The organism is Saccharopolyspora rosea, from assembly GCF_025643595.1.
In the GTDB taxonomy this organism is placed as follows: domain Bacteria; phylum Actinomycetota; class Actinomycetes; order Mycobacteriales; family Pseudonocardiaceae; genus Saccharopolyspora; species Saccharopolyspora rosea.
On the sequence record NZ_CP102826.1, the window covers coordinates 5,004,507 to 5,029,413 of the forward strand.

Annotated in this window: 20 protein-coding genes; 6 read left to right on the forward strand and 14 right to left on the reverse strand. The window is 72.0% G+C overall.

Annotated elements, in window-relative coordinates; translation table 11 throughout:
• Window positions 1–8: 8 nt before the first annotated feature.
• The 5 genes from NV263_RS23205 to NV263_RS23225 form a co-directional block, all read right to left on the reverse strand.
• Window positions 9–2,174 (reverse strand): putative bifunctional diguanylate cyclase/phosphodiesterase, encoded by a 2,166-nt coding sequence (locus NV263_RS23205; RefSeq protein WP_263248729.1) that lies wholly within the window; start codon window positions 2,172–2,174, stop codon window positions 9–11.
• 104 nt (window positions 2,175–2,278) lie between these two features.
• A complete protein-coding gene (locus tag NV263_RS23210) occupies window positions 2,279–3,088 on the reverse strand; it encodes an SAM-dependent methyltransferase (RefSeq protein WP_263254323.1) in 810 nt (269 codons plus the stop codon).
• A 202-nt stretch (window positions 3,089–3,290) separates the two neighbouring features.
• Window positions 3,291–4,196: an oxidoreductase gene (locus tag NV263_RS23215; RefSeq protein ID WP_380760088.1), complete on the reverse strand. Its 906-nt coding sequence runs from the start codon at window positions 4,194–4,196 to the stop codon at window positions 3,291–3,293.
• Between the two features lie 46 nt (window positions 4,197–4,242).
• Window positions 4,243–4,950, reverse strand: coding sequence for a M50 family metallopeptidase (locus NV263_RS23220; RefSeq protein WP_263248731.1), 708 nt, complete (start codon window positions 4,948–4,950; stop codon window positions 4,243–4,245).
• 181 nt (window positions 4,951–5,131) lie between these two features.
• Complete coding sequence (locus tag NV263_RS23225) at window positions 5,132–6,112, reverse strand: LacI family DNA-binding transcriptional regulator (RefSeq protein WP_263248732.1); 981 nt, start codon at window positions 6,110–6,112, stop codon at window positions 5,132–5,134.
• Window positions 6,113–6,268: 156 nt separating this feature from the next.
• Between NV263_RS23225 and NV263_RS23230 the strand changes: the two genes are divergently transcribed.
• Window positions 6,269–8,044: a sugar ABC transporter ATP-binding protein gene (locus NV263_RS23230; RefSeq protein WP_263248733.1), complete on the forward strand. Its 1,776-nt coding sequence runs from the start codon at window positions 6,269–6,271 to the stop codon at window positions 8,042–8,044.
• Window positions 8,037–9,983 (forward strand): ABC transporter permease/substrate-binding protein, encoded by a 1,947-nt coding sequence (locus NV263_RS23235; protein ID WP_263248734.1) that lies wholly within the window; start codon window positions 8,037–8,039, stop codon window positions 9,981–9,983. The genes NV263_RS23230 and NV263_RS23235 overlap by 8 nt, the downstream gene beginning before the upstream one ends.
• Before the next feature lie 40 nt (window positions 9,984–10,023).
• Here NV263_RS23235 and NV263_RS23240 read toward each other — a convergent pair whose 3' ends face one another.
• The 3 genes from NV263_RS23240 to NV263_RS23250 form a co-directional block, all read right to left on the reverse strand.
• The gene (locus NV263_RS23240) at window positions 10,024–11,346 is read right to left on the reverse strand and encodes a M20 family metallopeptidase (RefSeq protein ID WP_263248735.1); all 1,323 of its coding nucleotides are present in this window, start codon (window positions 11,344–11,346) and stop codon (window positions 10,024–10,026) included.
• A gap of 9 nt (window positions 11,347–11,355) precedes the next feature.
• Window positions 11,356–12,111 (reverse strand): EI24 domain-containing protein, encoded by a 756-nt coding sequence (locus tag NV263_RS23245; RefSeq protein WP_263248736.1) that lies wholly within the window; start codon window positions 12,109–12,111, stop codon window positions 11,356–11,358.
• A gap of 76 nt (window positions 12,112–12,187) precedes the next feature.
• On the reverse strand, window positions 12,188–12,397 hold the full coding sequence (locus NV263_RS23250; RefSeq protein WP_263248737.1) for a hypothetical protein: 210 nt from the start codon (window positions 12,395–12,397) through the stop codon (window positions 12,188–12,190).
• Between the two features lie 205 nt (window positions 12,398–12,602).
• Between NV263_RS23250 and NV263_RS23255 the strand changes: the two genes are divergently transcribed.
• Window positions 12,603–13,625, forward strand: coding sequence for an iron-siderophore ABC transporter substrate-binding protein (locus NV263_RS23255; RefSeq protein ID WP_263248738.1), 1,023 nt, complete (start codon window positions 12,603–12,605; stop codon window positions 13,623–13,625).
• 56 nt (window positions 13,626–13,681) lie between these two features.
• Window positions 13,682–14,182 carry an Lrp/AsnC family transcriptional regulator gene (locus NV263_RS23260; RefSeq protein ID WP_263248739.1) on the forward strand — a complete coding sequence of 167 codons (501 nt, stop codon included), beginning with the start codon at window positions 13,682–13,684 and terminating at the stop codon, window positions 14,180–14,182.
• Here the strand turns inward: NV263_RS23260 and NV263_RS23265 are convergent.
• Both NV263_RS23265 and NV263_RS23270 read right to left on the reverse strand, forming a co-directional pair.
• The gene (locus NV263_RS23265) at window positions 14,161–14,466 is read right to left on the reverse strand and encodes a hypothetical protein (RefSeq protein WP_263248740.1); all 306 of its coding nucleotides are present in this window, start codon (window positions 14,464–14,466) and stop codon (window positions 14,161–14,163) included. The genes NV263_RS23260 and NV263_RS23265 overlap by 22 nt on opposite strands.
• 274 nt (window positions 14,467–14,740) lie before the next feature.
• Window positions 14,741–16,159: a gamma-aminobutyraldehyde dehydrogenase gene (locus NV263_RS23270; RefSeq protein WP_380760100.1), complete on the reverse strand. Its 1,419-nt coding sequence runs from the start codon at window positions 16,157–16,159 to the stop codon at window positions 14,741–14,743.
• 208 nt (window positions 16,160–16,367) lie between these two features.
• Between NV263_RS23270 and NV263_RS23275 the strand changes: the two genes are divergently transcribed.
• Both NV263_RS23275 and NV263_RS23280 read left to right on the forward strand, forming a co-directional pair.
• Entirely contained in the window at window positions 16,368–17,756 is a 1,389-nt protein-coding gene (locus NV263_RS23275) for an APC family permease (RefSeq protein ID WP_263248742.1), read from the forward strand.
• 80 nt (window positions 17,757–17,836) lie between these two features.
• Entirely contained in the window at window positions 17,837–19,222 is a 1,386-nt protein-coding gene (locus NV263_RS23280; protein ID WP_263248743.1) for an aspartate aminotransferase family protein, read from the forward strand.
• Between the two features lie 392 nt (window positions 19,223–19,614).
• On the opposite strand, the gene NV263_RS23285 is transcribed toward NV263_RS23280, so the two are convergent.
• From NV263_RS23285 to lpdA, 4 genes are all read right to left on the reverse strand, one after another.
• The gene (locus NV263_RS23285; RefSeq protein WP_263248744.1) at window positions 19,615–20,871 is read right to left on the reverse strand and encodes a pyruvate dehydrogenase complex dihydrolipoamide acetyltransferase; all 1,257 of its coding nucleotides are present in this window, start codon (window positions 20,869–20,871) and stop codon (window positions 19,615–19,617) included.
• 145 nt (window positions 20,872–21,016) lie between these two features.
• Window positions 21,017–22,012: an alpha-ketoacid dehydrogenase subunit beta gene (locus NV263_RS23290; RefSeq protein WP_263248745.1), complete on the reverse strand. Its 996-nt coding sequence runs from the start codon at window positions 22,010–22,012 to the stop codon at window positions 21,017–21,019.
• A gap of 109 nt (window positions 22,013–22,121) precedes the next feature.
• Window positions 22,122–23,219 carry a pyruvate dehydrogenase (acetyl-transferring) E1 component subunit alpha gene (gene pdhA, locus NV263_RS23295; protein WP_263248746.1) on the reverse strand — a complete coding sequence of 366 codons (1,098 nt, stop codon included), beginning with the start codon at window positions 23,217–23,219 and terminating at the stop codon, window positions 22,122–22,124.
• Window positions 23,220–23,241: 22 nt separating this feature from the next.
• Window positions 23,242–24,702 (reverse strand): dihydrolipoyl dehydrogenase, encoded by a 1,461-nt coding sequence (gene lpdA, locus NV263_RS23300; protein WP_263248747.1) that lies wholly within the window; start codon window positions 24,700–24,702, stop codon window positions 23,242–23,244.
• Between the last annotated feature and the right edge of the window lie 205 nt (window positions 24,703–24,907).

Here is a 24,907-nt window from a genome sequence, read left to right on the forward strand (position 1 = left end):
CACTGTGGTCAGCTGATCTTGCTCAGCAGGTCGGGGACGTCGAAGGACAGCACCGCGTCGCCGTAGGCGGCGCCGAGCCCGATGCGGCAGCCGAGATCGCGCCAGAAGCGGGCCTGCACGTCGGTGTCGATCTCGCCGACGCAGATGTCCGCGCCGCAGCGGGTGATCAACGGGACGATGCCGCGGACCGCGTCGACCTCGGGCGCGTCGAGCGCCGCGGGGCCCTCGGCCAGCGCGTCGTGGACCAGCTCCACCATGCCGTGGTCGAGCTGGACGACGTCGACCGGCAGGGTGCGCAGCTGGTGCAGTTCCTCCGCGGCGCCGGTGAAACCGTGCAACGCCGTGCGCACCCCGAGGGCGTCCAGGTGGTGGACGTTCTCCCGGGCCTCCTCGTGCGGGCCGAGCACCGCCGAGGTCGGGATGCACAGCCGCAGTTCCCCGCCTTCGCCCGGGTCGTCCGCGAGCGCCCGGCGGACCACCGCGACCAGGTCCGGGTCCTGCGCCTGGTTCGCGCTCAGCCGGACCGCCACGGCGGTCGGGTGCCCGTCGCGCCACCACTCGGCGCGGTGCTCGCAGACGGTGCGCAGCATCCAGTCGCGCAGCGAGAGCGTGACGCCGGAGCGTTCCGCCAGGCGCAAGCACTCGTGGTGCCGGATGGTGCCGAACTCCTCGGTCTCCCACAGCAGTTGCGCCTCGACCCCGTACGTCCGGCCGTCGCGCAGGTCCATCGCCGACCGGTACGCGACGTCGAACTCGCCGGTGGCCAGCCCGCCGGGCATCACGGCGGCCCGCTTGGCCTCCAGCCGCTCCTCCGGCGCCCGATCGGGGTCGAACAGCGCCCACTGCCGCTTGCCGACGGCTTCGGCGCGGCGCAGCGCGACGTCGGCGGCCCACAGCATCTCGGTGGCGTCACCCTCGCCCGCCAGCCGCTGCACCACGCCGATGCTCGCGGACGTGGCGATGCCCTGGTCACCGACGTAGATCGGCTTGGACAGCGCGTCGTTGACCATCGCGACGAACTCGCCGACGCCCGGCGTGCCCTCGCGTTCCCACATCAGCACGGCGAACTCGGTACCGCCGAAGCGCGCGACCAGCGCCTCCTCGTTGTCGACGAGACCTTCCAGGCGCCGGGCGGCGAGCCGGATGACGTGGTCGCCGACGGCGTGCCCGAGACCGTCGTTGATCAGCTGGAACCCGTCCAGCCCCAGGTGGTACAGCCCGAGCCGGGCGTTGGGCGGCAGGTTGCACAGCGCGGTCTCCAACCGGGTGCGGAAGAACTGCCGGTTCGGCAGGCCGGTCAGCGCGTCGTGCAGCGCCTGGTACTGGAACTGCTGCTGGAGCAGGTGCAGCTCGGTGATGTCCTCGACCATGGTCACCAGGCGGCGCGCCGAGCCGTCGGGGCCGCGCAGCACCGACAGCGCCAGGTAGGCCCACGCCTCCTCGCCCGAGGCGCGGACGAGGCGGACGCGCTCGTCGAGCCGTCCCGACCTCCCGGTCTCGGCGATCTCGGCGTAGGCGGCGGCGACGTACTCGGCGTCGTCGGGGTGGAACAGGTCGTGGATGGTCATCGACTCCAGGTCGGCGGACCGGTAGCCGAGGGTGTCCTCCCACGCCGGGTTCACCTGGACGAATTCGCCACCGAGCTCGCAGATGGCCACGCCGATCGGGGTGCTGCTGAACACCTCGCCGAACCGGGCCTCGCTGGCGGCCAGGTCGCGGTCGGCCTTGAGCTTGGACCGCAGCAGGGCGCGTTTGAGCGTCTCCTGCTGGATGAACGTGCTCTCCCGGTCGGCGGCGGCGTAGCCGACGGCGATGCCGGTGAGCAGCTGCACCAGCGGCCGGACCTGGCCGCCTCCGGGCTCGGCGACCAGGGCGTCGCGCAGCACCCGCAGGCTGATGCCGAGGCTCTCCTCGCCGGTGGCGTGGATGCGGACCAGCCGGTCGCCGACCGACCGGCCCACCTCGTCCAGTTCGGACGCCCCGTCGAGCGCCCGCACGACCTCCTCGACGAGTTCCCGCAGGGCGTCCTCCACGGCCTGGCGGGACATCGGGATGTACGAGGCAGTGCTCAGCTCGGCAGCCCACCGGCCGGCCACCTCGGCCTGCCACCGGTCGTCCCGCCGCTGCGACGTCAGCACCTCCGGGCCGCCTCTCGGGTCGTCCGGGGATCGCACCTCAACCCACCTGTCCGTCGACTCGCACCACGCGCCCCCCGCGGGCGCCACCAGCATGGTCGGTCATCGGGCCACCGACCGCCGCACCACCCCGACACCACCGATCACGGCTTGCGCCCCACCCCCGCGTAGATCTGCGAGGCGCCCGGCAGCCGAGCCGCCAGCTCGGGGCGTTCCGGCCGCCACAGCGCGGTGCCCACCACCCCCGGCTCGACCAGGTCGAAACCGGTGAACAGCTCGGTGACCTCGGCGTGCGTGCGGGTGTGCACCGGGTCGGAGCTGCGCCGCATCACCTCCACCACCTCGGCCATCTCGTCGGGGCTGACGTCCGCGGTGAAGTGCGACAGGGCGAGGTAGCTGCCGGACGGGAGCGCATCGCGGTAGCGCCCGATGATGCCGGGCGCGTCCCGATCGTGCGGCACGAAGTGGAACACCCCGGCCATGATCAGCCCGACCGGCCGGGAGAAGTCCAGCAGCGTCCGGGTTTCCGGGTGCTGGAGGACGCTCGCCGGGTCGAGCATGTCGGTCTGCACGATGGTGGCGTTCTCGTTGCCCTCCAACAGGAGTTGGGCGTGCGCGACCGCGACCGACTCGTAGTCGACGTACACCACCCGGGCCTGCGGGTCGATGCCCTGCGCCACCTCGTGGACGTTGCCGACCGTCGGAATTCCCGAGCCGATGTCGAGGAACTGCCGCACTCCCTGCTCGGCCATGAAGACCACGGCGCGGCGCAGGAACGCGCGGTTGAGCCGCGCGACGTGGCGGGCGCTCGGCAGCGCGGCCAGGAAGCGCTCGGCCAACTCGCGGTCGGCGGCGAAGTTGTGCGCACCGCCGAGCAGGTAGTCGTAGAGCCGCGCCGCGCTCGGGACTTCCTCGTCGACCCCTGGCGGTACCCATGTCCCCGAATCGGTCAAGGCCATCCCTCGCCTCGTCGTGCCGCTGCGTGCCGCCCAGACTACTGGGTGACATCAACTGCCCCCGCAGGGCGTAACCTGGACGCGACCATCCGTATCGATCGAGATCAGCGTTCGGGCCTGCTCCGCACGCGGCGTCAGCTGCTTCCCCCATCGGGGAAGCACGCAGGTGAGATGCACCGCCGGTCCCCGGGCGCCCGGGTCACGCGTGCTCCGCCTCCAGCGAAGCGCCCTCGGCGACGAGGGCGTCCAGCTCGGCGACCTCGTCGGCGGCCAGTTCCACCCCGCCTGCCGCGGTGTTGTCCTCCAGGTGCTCCACCGACGAGGTGCCCGGGATCAGCAGCACGTTCGGCGACCGCTGCAACAGCCACGCCAACGACACCTGCGCCTGCGTCGCCCCGTGCCGCTCGGCGACGCGCCGCAGCACGTCGTCCTCGCGGGCCCGGCTGTCGGCGAACCCGGAGCCCAGCGGGAAGAACGGCACGAACGCCACGCCCTCCTCGGCGGTGCGCCGCAGCAGTTCCTCGGAGGTCCGGTCGACGACGTTGTAGAGGTTCTGCACGGCCGCGATCGGCAGCACCTCCCGCGCCCGCTCGAACAGCGGACCGGACACGTTGGACAGACCGACGTTGCGGACCAGCCCCTCCTCGCGCAGCTCCGCCAACGCGCCGAGCTGGTCGTCGAGCGCGATGCCCGGCAGGTCCCCCGTGTGCCGCAGGTAGACCAGGTGCAGCGCGTCGACGCGCAGCCTGCGCAGGTTGTCGTGCACCTGGGCCCGCAACGCGTCGGGGTGGCCGAGCGGCAGCCAGCCGCCCCGGTGGTCGCGGTAGGCGCCGATCTTGGTGGCCAGCACCAGGTCCTCGGCGTAGGGGTGCAGCGCCTCGGCGATCAGCTCGTTGACCACCCACGGGCCGTAGAAGTCGCTGGTGTCGATGTGGTCGATGCCCAGTTCCACGGCGCGGCGCAGCACGCGGACCGCGCGGTCGCGGTCGGCCGGCGGCCCGAACACACCGGGACCGGCCAGTTGCATGGCGCCGAACCCGATGCGCCGGACGGTCAGATCAGCGGTCAGCGGGAACGTCCCGCCCAACGAAGCAGCACTCGTCACGCCGCGATGTTGCTCCATCCGAGGGCGTCGAGCAACGAGCGAACCCTCACACCTGCGGCATGACCAGCAGCCACTGCGCGCCGACGACGAGGGCGGCGATGCCGACCAGGAACCAGGTGCCCAGCCACACGCCGCCGGGCAGCCCGGTGAGCCGGGCGAGCTGGTCGGCGTCGGACTCGGAGGCCCGGCCGCGGACGCGCTTGCCGCGCAGCTCGGCGATCGGGCGGATCCCGCCGAACAGCAGGAACCAGCTGAGCAGCGCGCAGCAGGACGCCTGCCAGGCGGGAGTGGCGTACCAGGACACCGCGAACAGCACCGCGCCGGTGATGACCACCGACAGCACGCCGTAGGCGTTGCGGATCGCCAGCAGCATCACCACGAGCAGGCCGATGCACACCCACAGCATCACCCGCGCCAGGTCGGCGGTGACCAGCCAGGCGCCGCCGAGCCCGAGCAGCGACACGGCCGGATAGCCGGCGAGCAGGGTGAACACCATGCCAGGCCCGTGCGCCTTGCCGGTCGACACGGTCAGCCCCGAGGTGTCGGAGTGCAACCGGATCCCGTTGAGCTTGCGGCCGCTGAGCAGCGCGACGACGGCGTGCCCGCCCTCGTGCGCGATCGTCACCACGTTGCGCAGCACCCGCCACGTGCTCCGGTAGCACACCAGCACGAGCGCCACGACGCCGACGACCAGCGCCGTCACGTTGCCGGTGTCGAGCAGCCGCGCGGTCCACTCCCGCACCAATTCGTCCACAGTGGATAACTCCGGTTCGTGCGCTCGGAAACCGCCGACCAGGGTAGCTGCGGCGCACCGCGCGGGGACGTGTGCTCGCTCACCCGCCGGAACCGGAGCGGTGGCGAGACCACTCACCCAACGGGAGAAAGCGGCGAACGCGCTCGCGATCGTCCTGACGGGCCGGTTCGAGGACAGGCGCTCAGCCCGAGGCGCGTTCGACGAATTCCGGCGTGATGGCGATGCGGCGCGCGGCCGACTCGGTGCCCGCGAGCCGGGCGTCGAGGACGCGGACCGCTTCGGCGGCGATCTGGTCCTGCGGCTGGCGCACGGTGGTCAGCGGCGGCTGCGCGAGCTCGGCGTACGGGATGTCGTCGAAGCCGGTGACGCGGACGTCCTCGGGCACCCGCACGCCCGCCTCCGCCAGCGCGCTGAGCACGCCGAGGGCGATGGTGTCGTTGCCGCACACGATGCCGTCCGGCAGCGCCGCGCGGGCCAGCAGGCGCTGCGCCGCGCACTGCCCCCACTCCTTGCTGAAGTCGCCGAGCAGCACGTCCGAACCGGACTCCCCCGCGCTGCGGCGGTAGCCGTCGAGGCGGGCCTGCGCCGCCGAGTCGGTGGGCTCCGAACCGACGAACACCAGTCGTCGGCAGCCGCGCTCCACCAGGTGCCGGACCACGCGCAGGATGCCCGCCTCGTTGTCCACCCCGACCCAGCTGCCGTCGAAGCCGTCCACCCGCAGGTCCAGCTGGATCACCGGGACGCGCGCGGCGGCCGCCTCCATCACCTCGCGGCTGCGCTCCCGGTGGCACGGGATCAGCACCATCGCGTCGACCCGCCGGTCCAGCAGGGCCCGCACCTGCTGCTGCTCGGTCTCCGGGTCGTAGTGCGAGTTGGCCAGCAGCAGGCTGCGCTGCCCGCCCTGCAGCTCCTGCTCGACCGCCTCGACGAGGGTGGCGAAGAACGGGTTGGCGATCTTCGGCACGACCATGCCGGTGGTGTGCGTGGTCCGGCTGCGCAGCGCGGCCGCGACGACGTTCGGTTCGTAGCGCAGGTCCCGGGCCGCGGCGAGCACCTTCTCGCGGTTCTCCTGGCGGACACCGCGTTGTCCGGACAGCGCGCGCGAGGCGGTGGCCACCGAGACCCCGGCACGCGCCGCCACGTCGTGGATCGTGACGCTCACTGCACTCCTTCCCGCAGAGCTACGAGTGTAATCGGTTTCGCCACGAACTCACCTCTTGACAGCCGCTTTCGGGTGGTTCAGAGTTGCTCCGCTGCGGAAACCGATTACATCGCGTTTCCACCCGGCTCAACGACGAGCGGAAAGGCTGGCACGGCGATGGCCGACGACTCGCACCAGGGGCACCTGGAGCTGATCGGGGTCTCGAAGGTCTACCCCGGCGTGCGCGCGCTGGACGCGGTGGACTTCGACGTGCGCCCCGGCGAGGTGCACGTGCTGCTCGGCGAGAACGGCGCGGGCAAGAGCACCCTGATCAAGACCATGGCCGGAGTGCACCAGCCGGACACCGGCGAGGTGCGGGTGGACGGCCGCCCGGTGCGGCTGCGCGGCCCCGAGGACGCCGAGCGGTTCGGCGTGTCCACCATCCACCAGGAGATGGCGCTGGTCCCCCAGCTCACCGTCGCGGAGAACATCTTCCTGGGGCCCGCCCGTCGCCCGGCCACCACCCCCCACGGAGGCGCTGACACGCCGCGGCAATCCACCCGTCGCCCGGCCACCACCCCCCACGGAGGCGCTGACACGCCGCGGCAATCCACCCGTCGCCCGGCCACCACCCCCCACGGAGGCGCTGACACGCCGCGGCAATCCACCCGTCGCCCGGCCACCACCCCCCACGGAGGCGCTGACACGCCGCAGCAGTCCACCCGTCGCCCCTCGCAAGACGGCCGCGCCCGCCGCGGCCTCCTCAGCCGGTTCGGCATCGTCGACCGGTCCGCCATGCGCCGACAGGCGCGCGAGCTGGTCGAGCGCATGGGACTGGACCTCGACGTCGACGCCGTCGTCGGGGACCTCGGCGTGGCGCAGCGGCAGACCGTGGAGATCGCCAAGGCGCTCAGCCTGGACGCCCGGTTCCTCATCATGGACGAGCCGACCGCGGTGCTCAGCCGCGCCGAGGTGGACCGGCTGTTCGGCATCGTGCGGGACCTGACCGCGCACGGCGTCGGCGTCGTGTTCATCTCCCACCTGCTCGACGAGGTCGCCGAGATCGGCGACCGGGTCACGGTGCTGCGCGACGGCGCCAAGGTCGCCGAGGTCCCCGCCGACACCGACCAGGACGAGCTGGTGCGGCTCATGGTCGGCCGCACCGTCGAGCAGCAGTACCCGCCGCGCGAGGCCGAGATCGGCGACGTGCGGCTGGAGGTGCGCGGCCTGACCGCGCACGGCGTGCTGTCGGACATCAGCTTCACCGCGCGCGCCGGCGAGGTCGTCGGCATCGGCGGGCTGGTCGGCGCGGGCCGCACCGAGCTGGTCCGCGCGCTGTTCGGCGCGGACCGCTACGACCGGGGCGAAGTGCTGGTCGAGGGCCGCCGCGTCCCGCCGGGCGACATCGCCGCGGCGCGTGGCGCGGGCCTGGCCCTGGTGCCCGAGGACCGCGCCGGGCAGGGGCTGGTGCTGGGCGCGTCGGTGGCCGAGAACCTCGGGCTGGCCACGCTGTCCGACCGCACCCGCGCCGGCCTGGTCGACCTCGCCGACCAGCGCCGCCGGGCCGAGGAGTCGGTGCGGCGGCTGCGGATCCGGGTGGCCGGGCTGGACCAGCCCGCGGTCACGCTCTCCGGCGGCAACCAGCAGAAGATCGTCATCGGCAAGTGGCTGCTGGCCCAGCCCCGGGTGCTGGTGCTCGACGAGCCGACCCGCGGCATCGACGTCGGCGTTCGCGCCGAGATCTACGAGCTGATCAACGAACTCGCCCGCGCCGGCACCGCGGTGCTGGTGGTCTCCAGCGACCTGCCCGAACTGCTCGGGCTCAGCGACCGCGTGCTGGTGATGGCCGACGGCCGGCTGCGCGGGGAACTCACCGGTGCCGAGGCGACCCAGGAACGCGTGCTGGCGCTTGCGGTCTCGGCCGACGACACACGAGGAGAAACCGATGCCTGACAACGAGGTCGGCGAGCAACGGCGGCCCCGCCGACGGATCGCGCTGGGGCGCGCCGCCGGTCCGCTCGGCGGTCTGCTGGTGCTGGTGGTCCTGCTGGCGCTGTTGTCCCCGGACTTCCTGACCGCGAACAACCTGCTCAACGTCGGCGTGCAGGCGTCGGTGGTCGCGGTGCTCGCGTTCGGCATGACGTTCGTGATCGTCAGCGGGGGCATCGACCTGTCGGTGGGCAGCGTCGCCGGGCTGGCCGGGATCGTCACCGGCTGGGCGGTCGCCGGTGCCGGACTGCCGCTGTGGCTGGCGGTGCTGGTCGGCCTGGCGTCCGGCGCGGTCGCCGGGCTGGTCAGCGGGGTGCTGATCACCGCGGGCCGGGTGCCGCCGTTCATCGCCACGCTGGCGATGCTCAGCGTCGGTCGTGGGCTGGCGCTGGTCATCGCCGACGGCCGTCCGATCACTGTGGACGGTTGGCTGTCCTCGGTGGGCAGCGGCGAGCTGTTCGGCGTGCTGCCGTACCCGGTGCTGGTCATGGTGGCGATCGGGCTGATCACCGCGTTCGTGCTGCGCCGGACCTACGCGGGGCGCGCGATGTACGCGATCGGCGGCAACGCCGAGGCCGCCCGGCTGTCCGGCATCAAGGTCACCCGGCAGCGATTGCTGATCTACGCGCTGTCCGGGCTGTTCGCGGCGGTGGCCGGGGTGCTGCTGACCGCGCGCCTGGCGTCGGCGCAGCCGGAGGCCGGGACCGGGTACGAGCTCGACGCGATCGCCGCGGTCGTCATCGGCGGCGCCAGCCTGTCCGGCGGCGTCGGTTCGGCGCTGGGCACGTTCGTCGGCGCGCTGGTGCTCGCGGTGCTGCGCAACGGCCTGAACCTGCTGGACGTCTCGGCGTTCTGGCAGCAGGTCGCGATCGGTGCGGTCATCGCGGCCGCGGTGCTGTTCGACGCCATGCGGCAGCGGCGGCGCGCCGGACGGCGCGGACCGGGCCTGCTGCGGACCCCGGCCGTGCGGCGCGCCACGGCGGTCGTGACGGCGCTGCTCGTGGTCTTCGCCGGATGGGCGGTGTACCAGCGCCAGCACACCGCCTCCGACGGCCGGTTGAAGATCGCGCTGTCGGTGTCCACCCTGAACAACCCGTTCTTCGTGGACGTCCGGGCGGGCGCCCAGCAGGAGGCCGACCGGCTCGGGGTGGACCTGCTGGTCACCGACTCCTCGGAGGACGCGTCGCAGCAGGCGAACGCGGTGCAGAACGCGCTGGCGCAGAACGTCGACGCGATCGTGCTCAACCCCGTGGACTCCGATGCCGTCGTGCCGTCGGTGAAGGCCGCGAACGCCGCGCGCATCCCGGTGGTCGGCGTCGACCGCGCGCCCAGCGGCGGCACCGCGGTCACCACCGTGGCCTCCGACAACGTCGCCGGTGGTCGGCTCGCCGCGCAGCAGCTGGCGCAGCAGGTCGGTTCCGGCCCGGTCGCGGTGCTCGAAGGCCAGCCCGGCACGTCCGCCGCGCGGGAGCGCGGTCAGGGCTTCACCGAGGAGATCCGCAACCACCCGGGGATCCAGGTGGTGACCTCGCAGCCCGCGGACTTCGACCGGACCAAGGCGCTGGACGTGATGCAGAACGTCCTGCAGGCGCACCCGGACGTCCGGGGCGTGTTCGCCGCCAACGACGAGATGGCGCTGGGCGCGATCAAGGCGCTCGGGCCCCGCGCGGGCTCGCAGGTCCGCGTCGTCGGCTTCGACGGCACCCCGGAGGGCCTGGCGGCGGTGCAGGCGGGCGCCGAGAGCGCCGACGTGGCCCAGCAACCGAAGCTGCTCGGCCGGGTCGCGGTCGACCAGGCGGTCCGCGCCGCCCGCACCCACGACCTCGGCCCCGGAAAGCCGACGGCCATCCCGGTCCAGGTCGTCACCCGCGACACCGTCGACGCCTTCCGGCACGGGCAGTAGTGGCGATGTCGACCGCCCGGTTTCGCGCGGAACCGGGCGGTCAGCCGGTGAAGTAGCCTGCGACGTCGAGCCGTCCGCCCGCCGCGGCGAACTCGTCGTGCACGGCCCGGCGCAGCGCGGGGTCGGCGAGGTAGTCCACTGTGGTCAGTGCGAGCCCCGCGGCGCCGTCGCGGACGGCGCGGTCGCCGGTGGCCGCGCCCGCCGCGGCGGCGAACTCGGCGGTGTGCAGCGCGAGTCCGTCGCCGTCGAGCGCGATCATCGGGTGGATCGCGGGCATCCGGTAGCTCAGGTTCCCCAGGTCCGTGGAGCCGGTCAGGTAGTCCGGGACAACGCCGCGCGGCAGGACGGTGCGACCGCGCCGCGCCTGGTGCCCGGCCCAGCGGGCGGCCAGCGCGTCGTTGTGCCGGATGGGCAGGTAGGCGGGTGCGCGGTCCCAGGTCACCTCGACGCCGCAGCCGGTCAGCTCCGCCGCGCCGCGCGCGATCGCCTCGATGCGCCGCGCGAGGTCGCGCAGCGAGCCCGGTTCCGAGGCCCGGACGTAGAACAGCGCGGCTGCCCGCTCCGGGACGACGTTGGGCCGCTGCCCGCCGTCGGTGATGATGCCGTGCACCCGGTCCGTCGCCGGGATGTGCTGGCGCAGCGCCGAAATCCCCTGGTAGGCCGCGACGACCGCGTCGAGCGCGTTGCGCCCCATGAACGGCTGCGCCGCCGCGTGCGCGGCGATGCCGTGGAAGGTGATCTCGACCTGCCGCCGCCCGAGGAACGGGTGCGCCGCGATGTCGTGGGAGAACGGGTGCAGCATGACGACGGCGTCGACGTCGTCGAAAACGCCCGCGCGGGCGAGGAATTCCTTGCCACCACCGCCTTCTTCGGCCGGGGTGCCGACGACGCTCACCCGGCCGCCGGTCGTCGGCAGCGCCCGGGTCGCGCCGAGGAAGCCGCCGAGACCCGCCGCGCAGATGATGTTGTGCCCGCAGCCGTGCCCGATCCCGGGCAGCGCGTCGTACTCGGCCAGCACCGCGACGTGCGGTCCGGCGGTCCCGGCGGTGGCGCGGAACGCGGTGTCCAGCCCGCCGACGCCGAGCTCGACTTCGTGGCCGTGCCGCCGCAGCAGCTCGACGGCCCGCGCCGCGGAGCGCCGCTCGGCGAACGCCTCCTCGGGATCGGCGTGCAGCTCCCGGCTCAGCGCCACGAGTTCGGCGTCGTGCTCGGCCACCCGGCGTTCGACCTCGGCGCGCAGCGCCTCGTCGGCGCCGTCGAACGGCGACCGGATCGGTTCGGCCGCTGCCGCCGCCCTGGCGGTGGCCTCGGCCACCGCGCGCAGGTACGAGTCGTCCGGCGGCACGGGCTGGGAGTGCGTCACGTCCCGACTCTAGGCCGCCGCGCGCGGTGCCGCGTCGAGCATCCGGTGCGCCAGCAGCGTGCCGCCGACCACCGCGGACGGGATCACCACCAGCTGCGCGACCGGGACCAGGCACAGCAGGTAAACCGGCAGGCCGAAGCCGAAGGTGGCGGCGCGGTGGCGGCGCAGCGCCCGGTGGCGGTCGCGCAGCGTGAACCCGCGCCGGCCGAACACCAGGCCCACCATCTCCAAGGCCACCATCCACGCCCCGAACAGCGCCGCGAGCACGGGCGCGAGCACCTGACCGACGACCGGCACGAAGCCGACGGCGAACAGCACGACGGCGCCGACCGCGGCCACCAGGACCGTCTTCACCGCGTCCCCGACACCGCGGGCCGTCGAGCGCACCCAGCCCGCCCCGTCGTCGGAGGTGTCCAGTCCGCTGCGCTGCTCGACGACCTCCGCGATGTGCTCGTAGAACGGCCCGCCGACCAGCAGCGTCACGGCGATGAACGACACCGATGCCAGCAGGGCCGCGGCGCCGACGAGCGCCACCGCGAGCAGCACGCGCAGCGCACGGCGCGCGAAATCCGCCCACCCGTCGGCGAACGGCGTCATCCAACTCGCCAGGTCACCGCTGAAGTACGTCAGCGTGCCCAGGCAGGCGAACAGCAGCAACGCACTGATCAGCGCGGGCAGGGCGCCGAGGAACAGCAGCCGCGGCGAGCGCGCGAGGAAGCCGAATCCGCTGGCGAGGGCGCGGGCTCCGGCGGCGAAGGAACTCATCTTCGGGGCGAACTCCGGGTCGGCGGTGGTGGATCATCGACACCGTATCCGCCGACGGCGCCGCCGGGGCCGGGATTCAGCGCACCGCGCGGTGCCGGTCGCGGCGGGCCGAACGCGGCCCGCGTCCGGCCGCCGGGCGCGGTGGCCTGCGGTCCTCGCGGTGGTTGGCGTGCAGTTCCAGCAGGATCACGTCCGGGTTCTCACCGCCGTAGCACCGCCAGAGCATCCGCAGCAGCGCGTCCTCGGTGACCGTCCAGGTGCGGCCGAACACGTCGTCGTCGCCCATCTGCGCCTCCCTCGCGGGTCTCCCCGCCGTCGGTCGGCTCGTCCGGCAGGGACTCGGCGCGCTGCCGGACACCTCGTCTTCCACGATAACCCACAGATCAGCTGCGGTGATCCCACTCACTGGACCGGACCGATCCGGCAACCCGCGCGAGAAGTTAGGTTAGCCTTGCTTGCGCGAGAAGTCCGGTACGACGAAGGATGCGGTGATGACTCCTACTCCCGTGCGGCACGATTCCTCCAGGCTGAACCGACGCGGCTTCCTGGTCGGCGCGACCGGGGTGCTCGCCGCGGCGGGGCTGGCCGCGTGCGGGACCGGTGGCGGCGGCACCTCCGGCGGCGGTCCGTCCGCCCCGGGATTCCCGGTGCGCATCCCCAACCGGTACGGCACCGCCGAGATCGGCAACCCGCCGCAGCGGGTGGTCTCGCTGGGCATCACCGACCACGACGTGCTGCTGCCGCTGGGCGTCGTCCCGGCCGGGCTGACCCAGTGGAGCCCGTGGGCCTCGGGCGTCGGACCGTGGGTGGAGCCGATGCTGCGCGGGCAGCACCCCAAGATCTTCGGCAGCGACGTCGACGTCGAGGGCGTCATCTCGTTGGCCCCCGACGTGATGGTGGCCCTGCAGAGCGCGCTCACCCAGGACCAGTACAAGCGGCTGAGCAGCTTCAACCCTGTGGTCGCGCAGCCGCCGAACGCCATCGACTACGGGGTGGACTGGCGGGTGCAGGCCGAGACGATCGGCCGCGCGCTGGGCAAGCAGGCCGAAGCCGAGCAGCTGATCAACGCCACCCAGGCCCGCATCGACCAGACCCGCCGGGACAACCCGCTGTTCGAGGGCAAGACGCACGTGGTGGTGCGCACCGACTCGGCGGGCACCTACGCCGCCTACACCAAGCAGGACGCGCGCACCGCGCTGCTGGAACAGCTCGGCCTGAAGCTCTCCCCCGCCATCGAGAACCTCGACAGCGGCGGCAAGTTCAACGTCAAGATCAGCAAGGAGCGGGTCTCGCTGCTGGACGCCGACGTCGTCGTGGTCACCACCGCCAAGCCGACCGACGTCTCGGCGGTGCGCGGCGACCCGCTGCTGAACAACCTGGGTGCCGCCAAGCGCGGCGCGCTGGTGCTGCTCGACGACTACGACCTGACCATGGCGCTCGGTTCGGCCACCGCGTCCAGCATCCCGTTCGCCCTGGACCGGCTCACGCCGAAGCTCGTCGACGCGCTGCGCTGAGCCGTTCCCGCGGGCGAGCTTGCACCGGGAACGATCACCGACGACGATACGGCGCTGTGACACGTAAGCCCGCTGCCCAGGACACTTCGGAGAGCACCGGAAAACCCCCGGTCGTGCTCGACGAGGTGTCCAAGCACATCATCGAGCAACTGCAACAGGACGGGCGCCGCTCGTACGCGGCGATCGGCAAGGCCGTCGGCCTGTCCGAGGCGGCGGTGCGCCAGCGCGTCCAGCGGCTGCTCGACTCCGGACTGGTGCAGATCGTGGCGGTCACCGATCCGCTCCAGCTGGGCTTCCTGCGGCAGGCGATGATCGGCGTCACGGTGTCCGGCGACGCGCAGCGGGTGGCCGACGAGCTGGCCGGACTGCCCGAGATCGAGTACGTGGTGATCACCGCGGGCTCGTTCGACCTGCTCGTCGAGGTCGTCTGCCGCGACGACGACCAGCTGCTGGAAGTGATCAACCGCCGCATCCGCAGCCTGGAGGCGGTGACCGGCACGGAGACGTTCGTCTACCTCAAGCTGCGCAAGCAGACCTACGCCTGGGGCACGCGCTGAGGTTCCCGGGGTCCGCCCTGCTCGGGGACCTCGGCGGGGGCTCCGGGGTGCTCGGCCGCCGCTCCGAAGCACCAGGGGCACACGATCGCGGTGGGGTCGTCGTCGACCGTGGCGGCCACCGTCGAGTCGCGCACCAGGTCGCACCGGGCGCAGCGGTAGGTGCACAGCCGGGCCAGGCTGTGCAGTCGCAGTCCCCGCCACGGTCGGTACGACCTGATGACGGGGAGTTCCGGATCGACGGGCGCGTCCGCGCGCACCTGCTCGCCAGCCCGGCTTCGCGCCATCGACAAGCCCATGATCCCCCCAGCGACCGCCTCCGCCGACGCGGATACCACACGCGAGCTCCGCGTAAACGATGCCCCGGTCAGGGCGGTACCGCAGGTGATCAGGGCACGAGCAGGGGGCGCCGCGGGGCGGGACTGGTCCACACCAGCCCCGCCCCGCACGACGACTCGCGGCCCGAGAATCACTGCAAGCGACGCCAGCCGCTTTCTCTTCCGGTGAGTGGTCTCGCAACCCGCACCGCCGCGCACAACGAGCCCAGGACAGGTTCTCAGCTCAACCCAGTGCGGACATCACGTGCTTGATGCGGGTGTAGTCCTCCAAGCCGTACATCGACAGGTCCTTGCCGTAGCCGGAGTGCTTGAAGCCGCCGTGCGGCATCTCGGCGACGAGCGGGATGTGGGTGTTGATCCACACCGTGCCGAAGTCCAGCTCGGTGCTGGCGCGCAGCGCCCGGCCGTGGTCGTTGGTCCACACCGAGGACGCCAGGCCGTAGCTGACGTCGTTGGCCTTGGCGTGGGCGTCGGCCTCGTCGGTGAAGCGCTGCACCGTGATCACCGGGCCGAAGACCTCGTTCTGCACGATCTCGTCGTCCTGGCGCAGCCCGGAGATCACCGTGGGCTGGTAGAAGAAGCCGCGTTCCCCGGCGCGTGACCCACCACAGTGGACGGTCGCGTGGTCGGGCAGCCGGTCGACGAACCCGGACACCTTCGCCAGCTGCGCCGCGCTGTTGAGCGGACCGTAGGCCGCCTCGGTGTCGCTCGGCGGGCCGGTGCGCGTGGCGCGGGCCTGCTCGGCGAGCGCGGCGACGAACTCGTCGTGCACGCCCTCCTGGACCAGGACCCGGGTGGCCGCGGTGCAGTCCTGCCCGGCGTTGAAGTAACCCGCCGCCGCGATGCCCTCGGCCGCGCTCGCCACGTCGGCGTCGTCGAAGACGATGACCGGCGCCTTGCCGCCGAGTTCGAGGTGGACGCGCTTGAGGTCGTGGGACGCCGAACCGGCGACCTCGCGGCCAGCGCGGACCGAACCGGTGATCGAGGTCATCGCCGGGGTCGGGTGCTCGACCAGCAGGCGGCCGGTGTCCCGGTCGCCGGTGACGACGTTGAGCACGCCCGGCGGCAGGTGCTCGGCGGCGATCTCGGCCAGCAGCAGGGTGCTCACCGGAGTCGTCTCGGACGGTTTGAGGACCACGGTGTTGCCCGCCGCCAGGGCGGGCGCGATCTTCCAGATCGCCATCAGCAACGGGTAGTTCCACGGCGTGACCTGCGCGCACACGCCGACCGGCTCGCGGCGGACGAACGAGGTGTGCCCGGCCATGTACTCCCCGGCCGACCGGCCCTCCAGCACCCGCGCCGCGCCGGCGAAGAAGCGCAGGTGGTCCAGGACCATGGTCATCTCCTCGGCGTGCGTGAGCGCCACCGGCTTGCCGGTGTTCTCGCACTCGACGCGCACCACTTCGTCGGCGCGCTGCTCGATCGCATCGGCGATGCGGTTCAGCGCGAGCTGCCGCTGCGCCGGCGTGGTGCGCCGCCACTCGCGGAAAGCCTTGTCCGCGGCGGACATCGCACTGTCCACATCGGCCTGACCGGAGTGCGCCTGGGCGGCGTACACCTCGCCGGTGCAGGGGTCGACCACGTCGAGCGTCCGGCCGTCCGCGGCGGGCACCCGGCGACCGTCGATGAAGTTGTCGTACACGCGTCGATCCGTCACGCGACACCTCTTCCTGTTGCAGAACAACCGACTCGGTTGTGCGACATGGTCGCGTGCAACGGATTCGATAGCAAGAGGGCGGGTTGAGCGCATATTCCGTTGATTGACGTCTTGACGGCCATCGGGGCGCTGCTTTCAATGGGACGCCACGCGCCGCGGCCAGTCCCTGCCCCCTGCTCCCAGCGAGGCTGTCATGTCCCAGACCAACGAGGCCGTCACGTCCGCCACCGGGGAGAGATCCGGTCCGCAACGCCTGCCCCGGGTGCTGACGGTGTTCGGCGGAGTGCTGCTCACCCTCTCCTGCATCACCCCCGCATCGTCCCTGTTCATCGTCGTTCCCCCGCTGGTGCGCAGCCAGGGGACCGGCGTCGTGCTGACGCTGGTGCTGGGCGCGCTGGTGTCGCTCGGCGTCGCCTGCTGCTACAGCGAACTCGGGACGCGGTTCCCGATCGCGGGCGGCGAGTACTCGATCGTCGCCCGGGTGCTCGGCCGCGGCGCCGGGTGGATCACCTTCGTGATGAGCCTGATGGTGATCGTCGTCGTGCCACCGGTGATCGCGCTCGGCACCGCCGACTACCTCGGTGCCGCCGTGCACCTGAACACCCCGGCCACCGGCGCGGTGGTGATGCTGCTGGCGACCGTCACCGCGGTGCTCGACGTGCGGTCGAACGCGCTGGTGACCGGCACCTTCCTGGGCATCGAGATCCTGGCCGCCGCGCTGGTGGCGGTGTTCGGCTTCGCGCACGTGCACCGCTCGCCGGGCGCGCTCGTCGCGCCGCAGATCGTCGACACCGCCGGGCACGGCACGCCGTTCACGCTCTCGGTGCTGCTGACCGGGCTGGCCGTGGGCATCTTCACCTTCCAGGGCTTCGGCAGCGCCGTCTACCTGTCCGAGGAACTGCACCGGCCGGAGCGCAGCGTGGCGCGCACGGTGATCTACTCGCTGCTGGCGTCCGCCGTGATCATCGTCGTGCCCACGGCGGCCGTCGCGCTCGGCGCGCCGTCGCTGACCGACCTGGCCAACGCCGACTTCCCGGCGATCGTGGCCTCCTGGGGCGGTCCGGTGCTGTCGACGTTCGTGAGCCTGTCGGTGGCCGCCGCGATCCTCAACGCCGTCATCGTCATGGTGTTGCAGAACGCGCGCGTGCTGTACGCCTCGGCGCGCGACCGCGCCTGGCCCGCTCCGGTGAACCGGGCGCTGTCCCGGCTGCACTCGCGCTGGAAGTCGCCGTGGGTGGCGACGCTGGCCGTCGGACTGCCCGGCGCGCTGCTGGCCGGGCTGGTCGACATCGAGGCGCTGCTCGACGTCACCGGCGTGATCGTGGCGGTGACGTACCTGCTGCTCGCCGTCGCCGCGCTGCGCGTCCGGCGGCTGTCCGGGCGCGGCGGCTGGCGGATGCCGCTGTGGCCGGTCCCCGCGGCGGTCACCGTCGCGGCCATCGTCCTCGCGCTGGTCAACCAGGACACCTCGGATCTGCTGGTCACGGCCGGGGTCGTGGTGCTGGCCGGGGCGTACTACGCGCTGCACCTGCGCACGCGCGGGAGCACCCACTGGGTCATGACCGACGATATCGACACCTGAAGAGATCAGTCACAACGCTTTCCGTTGTTTATAGGCATCTCTACAATCGTTTCCGTACCTACGACCCACGTGAGGTTGATATGACCGCGACGGAACGGCCCGCCGGGCGCCGCACCCTCGGCGACCGGGCGCGCGACCACCTGTGGCTGCACTTCGCCCAGCACGGCGGCTACACCGACACCGAGATCCCGGTGATCGTGCGCGGCGAGGGCCCCTACGTCTACGACGAGCACGGCAAGCGCTACTTCGACGGCCTGGCCGGACTGTTCGCCGTCCAGGTCGGACACGGGCGCGAGGAGCTGGCCCGCGCCGCGGCCGAGCAGACCCGGCAGCTGGCGTACTTCCCGCTGTGGTCGCACGCCCACCCCACCGCCGTCGAACTCGCCGAGCGGATCGCCGACCAGGCTCCCGGCGAGCTGAACCGGGTGTTCTTCACCGGAGGCGGCGGCGAGGCCGTGGAAACCGCCTGGAAGCTGGCCAAGCAGTACTTCAAGAAGACCGGCAGGCCCACCAAGCACAAGGTCGTCAGCCGCTCGCTGGCCTACCACGGCACGTCCCAGGGAGCGCTGTCGATCACCGGCATCCCCGGCGCCAAGCAGGATTTCGAACCACTGGTGCCCAGCGCGATCAAGGTGCCCAACACCAACTTCTACCGCGCCCCCGAACACGCCGACGACTACGAGGCGTTCGGCCGGTGGGCCGCCGACGAGATCGCCCGCGCGATCGAGCGCGAGGGACCGGACACCGTGGCCGCGGTGTTTCTGGAACCGCTGCAGAACACCGGCGGGTGCTTCCCGCCCCCGCCCGGCTACTGGCAGCGGGTCCGGGAGATCTGCGACGCCTACGACGTGCTGCTCGTCTCCGACGAGGTGATCTGCGCGTTCGGCCGGCTCGGCTACGACTTCGGCGCCAACCGGTACGGCTACCAGCCGGACATCATCACCGTCGCCAAGGGCCTCACCTCCGGCTACGCCCCGCTGGGCGCGATGATCGCCGACGAGCGGCTGATGGCGCCGTTCCTGGAGGACGGCAGCAGTTTCACGCACGGTTCGACCTACGGCGGCCACCCGGTGTCCTGCGCGGTCGCGCTCGCCAACCTCGACCTGGTGGAGCGCGAGGACCTCTACGGCCGGGTGCGGGCCAACGAGGCCAACTTCAAGTCCACCCTGGAGAAGCTGCTGGACCTGCCGATCGTCGGAGACGTCCGCGGCGCCGGCTACTTCTACGGCATCGAGCTGGTCAAGGACAAGGCGACCAAGGCGTCGTTCACCCCCGAGGACGCCGAACGCGTGCTGCGCGGGTTCGTCTCGGACGCCCTGTTCGAGGCGGGCCTGTACTGCCGCGCCGACGACCGCGCGGAGCCGGTCATCCAGCTGGCCCCGCCGCTGATCTGCACCCAGGAGCACTTCGACGAGGTCGAGCAGATCCTGCGCAGCGTCCTCACCGAAGCCTGGACCAGGCTCTGAAACCGGTTGCCCCGGTGGCTGATCGACCCCCAGACGACCAGCCACCGGGCACCACCGCCGGACGAACCGGCACCCCTGCGACGCACCGCGGGCCGCGGTGGATCCCCGGCGCTGCGATGTGTTCGCAACCGCACATCGAACGTCCGCCCGGGCCGCACACCCGGTACTCCACCGGGGACGACTTCGGCGCACCGGGATTCCGGGTGTCCTGTGTGGACGGCGGAATCCCGGAGGGGATGCGCGCGCTCGGGACTCCGACGACGGCGGCGACCCCGGTCGACGGCCGCGGTCGCCCACCGGCCGGAACTCGTGCGCCCACCAGGATGCACGGCAATGACGAAGCCCCTCCCGCGAGACGGGATCGTCGCGGGAGGGGCTCGGACCAGGACGGATCAGGCGATGATCCGGATCGGGTCCTCCAGCAGGCCGGTCAGCTGCTGCAGGAAGGCCGCGCCGACCGCGCCGTCCACGGCCCGGTGGTCGGCCGACAGCGTCACCCGCAGGATCTTGCGGGCCACGAACTCGCCGTCGCGCACCTGCACCTCGTCGCGGGCCGCGCCGACGGCCAGGATGCCCGCCTCCGGCGGGTTGATCACCGCGCTGAACTGCTCGATGCCGAACATGCCCAGGTTGGAGATGGAGAACGTGCCGCCGGACATCTCGTCCAGCTTCAGCTTGCCCTCGCGGGCCCGCCCGGCCAGCTCCCGGCTCTCCGCGGCGATCTCCGAGACGCTCTTGCGGTCGGCGTCCTTGATCACCGGCACCACCAGGCCGCTGTCGATCGCCACCGCGACGCCGAGGTTGATGCGCTTGTGCTGCAACATCTTGTCCCCGGCGAACGAGACGTTCACCGACGGGTTGGCCCGCAGCGCGGTGGCCACCGCCTTCACGATCAGGTCGTTGACGCTGACCTTCGGACCGCCGGCGGCCTGCAACCGCTCGTTGAGGTTCGCCCGGAACGCCATCAGGTCGGTGACGTCGATGGCGCTGGTCAGGTAGAAGTGCGGCGCCTGCTGCTTGCTCTCCGTCAGGCGCTTGGCGGTCACCTTCCGGATGTTGTTGAGCGGGATCTCCTCGACGTCCTCCGACACCGCGGGCGCGGCCGGCTGCGCGGTCGGCTCCTGCGCGGTGGGAGCGGCCGGGGCCGCCGCACCGGAGTTCGCCGCGGCCTCGATGTCGGCGCGGATGATCCGCCCACCGGGCCCGGTGCCCTGCACCGACGCCAGGTCCACGCCCAGCTCCCGCGCCACCGCCTTGGCCAGCGGCGACGCCTTCGGCTTCGCACCGCGCTCGCCATTGGCGGCCGGGGTGGGCTCGGCCGGAGCCGGTGCCGCCGGGGTCGCCTGCTCGGCCGGTTCGGCGGGCTTCTCGGCGGCCGGGGCCGACGCGGACGCGGCCTCGGCGGCCTTGCCGGAGCCGTCCCCGAGGACCGCGATGGGCGTGCCGATCGGCGCGGTCTCGCCCTCGCCGACGAGGACCTTCTCCAGCACCCCGTCGTCGTAGGCCTCCAGCTCCATGATGGCCTTGTCGGTCTCGATCTCGGCCACCACGTCACCGCGGTTGATCTGGTCGCCGACCTGCTTGCGCCAGGTGGCGATGACGCCCTCCTCCATCGTGTCGGAGAGCCTCGGCATCTGAATCTCAGTCATGGTCTTCCTCACCAAGTCCATCGAGGGGACAGCACCACGCGCCCGGCTGCACCGTCCCGTCAGGCAAGCGGCGTGAGCCCCTTGCTCCCACCCGAGCAGCCCGCACCGCTGCGCAAAGCAATCCCGAAACTCTCGAAATCTCTTCTCAGCGACGGCGACCGACGGCGTCCAGTGTCTGGTGGACGGCGGTGGTCAGCGACTCCGCGGACGGCAGTGCGGCCCGCTCCAACGGCTTGGCGTAGGGCAGCGGGACCTCGGCCGCGGCGACGCGGCGCACCGGCGCGTCGAGGTAGTCGAACGCGCCGTCGGAGATCGACGCGGCCACCTCGGCACCGATGCCGTAGGTGAGCCAGTCGTCCTCGGCGATGACCGCGCAGCCGGTCTTGCGGACCGACTCGATGAGCGTGCCGCGGTCCAGCGGGCGCAGGCTGCGCAGGTCGATGACCTCGGCGTTGATGCCCTCGTCGGAGTGCAGCTTCTCGGCGACCTGCTGGGCGACCATCGCCATCCGGGAGTAGCCGATGATGGTGATGTCGCTGCCCTCGCGGGTGACCTTGGCCTTGCCGATCTCGGCGGGCTCGGTCTCGTCCGGGACCTCGCCCTTGGTGTTGTAGAGCGCGAGGTTCTCCAGGAACAGCACCGGGTCGTTGTCCCGGATGGACGCCTGCAGCAGCGCCTTGGCGTCGGCCGGGGTGCTCGGCGCGACGACCTTCAGACCCGGCACGAACGCGTAGTACAGCTCGATGTTCTGCGAGTGCGTGGCGCCGAGCTGCTGACCGCCGCCACCCGGGGTCCGCATGACCATCGGCACCGGCGTCTGCCCGCCGAACATGCCGTAGATCTTGGCGGCGTGGTTGACGATCTGGTCGAGCGCGATCAGCGAGAAGTTGATCGTCATGAGCTCGACGACGGGCCGCAGGCCGAGCATGGCCGCGCCGATCGCGGCGCCGACGAAGCCCTCCTCGGCGATCGGGGTGTCGCGGACCCGCTTCTCGCCGAACTCCTTGAGCAGCCCGGCGGTGATCTTGTAGGAGCCTTCGAAGACCCCGATTTCCTCGCCGATGAGGAAGACGTCCTCATCGCGCAGCATTTCGTCGCGAAGCGTGTCGTGCAGCGCTTGGCGATAGGTGATGACGGCCAAGGGTGTTTCTCCTGGACACGAGAACAGGGGGACCGCAGGTCCCGGCCGCTGTCGCGGCGCGGAACCCGCGGACCGTGTGGCGGGGTGTCGGACGCGGGTGCCGGTCGGCTCAGAAGACCGGGTCGGCGGGCAGGCGTCGCGAGTCGTTGGCCACCGGGGTGGCGTAGGTGTAGTCGAACAGCGTCGAGACGTCGGGGTGCGGGCTGTCGTCGGCGAACGCGACGGCCGCGTCGGCGTCGGCCTGCGCCTTGCCCTCGATGTCGGCGGCGCCGTCCTCGTCGAGGACACCGGCTTCGATGAGCTGGGCGCGGAACGCGGCGACCGGGTCGTGCTCGCGCGCTTCCTGCACCGACTCCTCGCTGCGGTACTTGGCCGGGTCGACCACCGAGTGGCCCTTGAGCCGGAAGCTGACGCACTCCAGCAGCGCCGGGCCGTCACCGTTGCGGGCGCCCTCCACGAGCCGGGTGGCCGCGTCGCGGACCGCGAGGACGTCGTTGCCGTCGACCCGCTCGCCGTGCATCTTGTAGGCGACCGCGCGCTTGTACAGCTCGGACTCCGCCGACGATCGCTCCACAGTGGTCCCCATGCCGAGCTGGTTGTTGATCACCACGAACACCACCGGCAGGTTCCACAGCGCGGCGATGTTCAGCGACTCGTGGAAGGCACCGATGTTGGTGGTGCCGTCGCCCATCTGGCACATCACGACCTGGTCGCCGCCGCGGTAGTCGACGGCCAGCGCGGCACCGGTGGCCAGCGGGACCTGGCCGCCGACGATGCCGTAGCCGCCGAGCAGCCCGGACTCGACGTCGAACATGTGCATCGAGCCGCCCCAGCCCTTGGAGGTGCCGGTGGTGCGGCCGTACAGCTCGGCCATGACGCGGCCGGGCTCGATGCCCTTGGCGATGGCGTAGCCGTGCTCGCGGTAGTTGGTGAACAGCAGGTCGGTCTTGCGCAGGGCGCGCATCAGGCCGACGACGGTGGCCTCCTCACCCAGGTTGAGGTGGCAGTAGCCGCCGATCTTGGCCTGGGTGTAGCCCTGGGCCGCGCGCTCCTCGAAGCGCCGGATCAGGGTCATCTCCCGGAAGTAGTCGCGGAGCAGCTCCGGCGACTCGCCGTCGAAGCGGCCGCCGGAGCGGCGTACCGGGCTGCGGCGGGACTTGCCGCCGCCGCGGGTGGACGGCTTGCTGCGGGTGGCGGTCTGCGCCATCACAGATCCCCTTTCGACAAAGTCAGCGCTTCTTCGGCGGCGCGACGTGGATCGGCAGGCCGAGCGCGGCCATGGCCGCCTCCATGCCGACCTCGCCGAGCGTCGGGTGGGCGTGGATGGTCTCGGCGAGTTCGTCGAGGGTGGCTTCCAGGGTGATCGCCAGCGCGCCCTCGGTGATCAGGTCGCTGGCCGACGGGCCGAGGATGTGCACGCCGAGGACCTCGCCGTACTTCTTGCCCGCGACGATCTTGAGGAAACCGTCGGTGTCGCCGTAGGTCTGGGCCCGGCCCAGCGCGGCGAACGGGAACTTCGCGGTGACGACCTCGTGGCCGGCCTCGGTGGCCTGCGCCTCGGTGAGGCCCACGCTGGCGATCTCCGGGTGGGTGAAGGTGGCGGCCGGGATCACGTTGTAGTCGATGGAGGCGTGGTGCCCGGCGATGGTCTCGGCGGCGACGATGCCCTGGTGCGAGGCGACGTGCGCCAGCAACGCCTTGCCGGTGACGTCACCGATGGCGTAGACGTGCTCGACGTTCGTGCGCAGCGCCTCGTCGACGGTGACGAACCCGCGCTGGTCGGTGGCGACCCCGGCCTTGTCCAGGTCCAGCTGCGCGGTGTTGGGCTTGCGGCCGACGCCGACCAGCACCACGTCGGCGTCGATCTGCTGCGCCTTGGCTCCGTCGACGGTGACCCGCAGCGCGCTGCCGGACTGCTCGATCTTGGACACCGTGGCGTCGGTGAGCACGTTGATGCCGCGCTTGCCGAACAGCCGGCCCAGCTGCTTGCCGATCTCGGCGTCCTCGGCGGGCACCAGGGTCTTCTGCATCTCGATGATGCTGACCTCGCTGCCCAGGGAGGCGAACAGGCTGGCCCACTCGGCGCCGACCGCGCTGCCGCCGATGATCGCGATCCGGCCGGGCACCTCGGTGAGGCCGAACGCCCCGTCGGAGGTGATGACACCGGGCAGGTCGGCACCGGGCAGCGGCAGCTGCACCGGGACGGAGCCGGTGGCGATGATGACGTCGCGGGCGCTGACCTGCTCGATCGGCTGGTCACCGCTCGGGTCGGCGGCGTAGCGCGGCCCCTCGGCGCCCAGCGGGGACTCGCCGGTGGCGTAGACGTCCACGGTCGTCGGGCCGGTGAAGCGGGCGTGGCCGTTGATCACCTTCACGCCGTTGGCCTTCAGCAGTCCGGCGACGCCGTCGGTGAGGCCCTTGACGACGCTGTCCTTGCGGCGCCGGACGGTGTCGTAGTCGAGGCCGACGCCCTCCACGGTGACGCCGAAATCGGCCGCGTGCAGCACCGTCTCGTAGACCTCGGCCGAACGCAGCATCGCCTTGGTCGGGATGCAACCCCAGTTCAGGCAGACCCCACCGGGTCGTTCCTTTTCCACCACGCCGACCGACAGGCCGCGCTGCGCGGCCCGGATCGCGGCGACGTAACCACCCGGTCCGCCGCCCACCACGAGAAGGTCGAACTCCTGCACTTCGCTGTGCTCCTTTGACTGCACGCGCCGGTTACGCGAAAGCCCGGATCGGGCGGGCTTTTCTCACTCAGAGTGTCGTGAGCGCGACCACTCCGGCGCTATGCCCGCTCGCCCAGACTTGACACACCGCCGCTGTGCACTCCGCACATTCGGGCACACCCGACACACGGAACGTGATCGCTGCGTCACGTCAAGTGCGCGAGAT

Coding starts and splice junctions, on each gene's coding strand:
- NV263_RS23235 (WP_263248734.1), top strand. CDS start 8,037: ATGCCTGACAACGAGGTCGGCGAGCAACGGCGGCCCCGCCGACGGATC.
- NV263_RS23275 (WP_263248742.1), top strand. CDS start 16,368: ATGTCCCAGACCAACGAGGCCGTCACGTCCGCCACCGGGGAGAGATCC.
- NV263_RS23250 (WP_263248737.1), bottom strand. CDS start 12,397: ATGGGCGACGACGACGTGTTCGGCCGCACCTGGACGGTCACCGAGGAC.
- NV263_RS23255 (WP_263248738.1), top strand. CDS start 12,603: ATGACTCCTACTCCCGTGCGGCACGATTCCTCCAGGCTGAACCGACGC.
- NV263_RS23245 (WP_263248736.1), bottom strand. CDS start 12,111: ATGAGTTCCTTCGCCGCCGGAGCCCGCGCCCTCGCCAGCGGATTCGGC.
- NV263_RS23230 (WP_263248733.1), top strand. CDS start 6,269: ATGGCCGACGACTCGCACCAGGGGCACCTGGAGCTGATCGGGGTCTCG.
- NV263_RS23280 (WP_263248743.1), top strand. CDS start 17,837: ATGACCGCGACGGAACGGCCCGCCGGGCGCCGCACCCTCGGCGACCGG.
- NV263_RS23265 (WP_263248740.1), bottom strand. CDS start 14,466: ATGGCGCGAAGCCGGGCTGGCGAGCAGGTGCGCGCGGACGCGCCCGTC.
- NV263_RS23285 (WP_263248744.1), bottom strand. CDS start 20,871: ATGACTGAGATTCAGATGCCGAGGCTCTCCGACACGATGGAGGAGGGC.
- pdhA (WP_263248746.1), bottom strand. CDS start 23,219: ATGGCGCAGACCGCCACCCGCAGCAAGCCGTCCACCCGCGGCGGCGGC.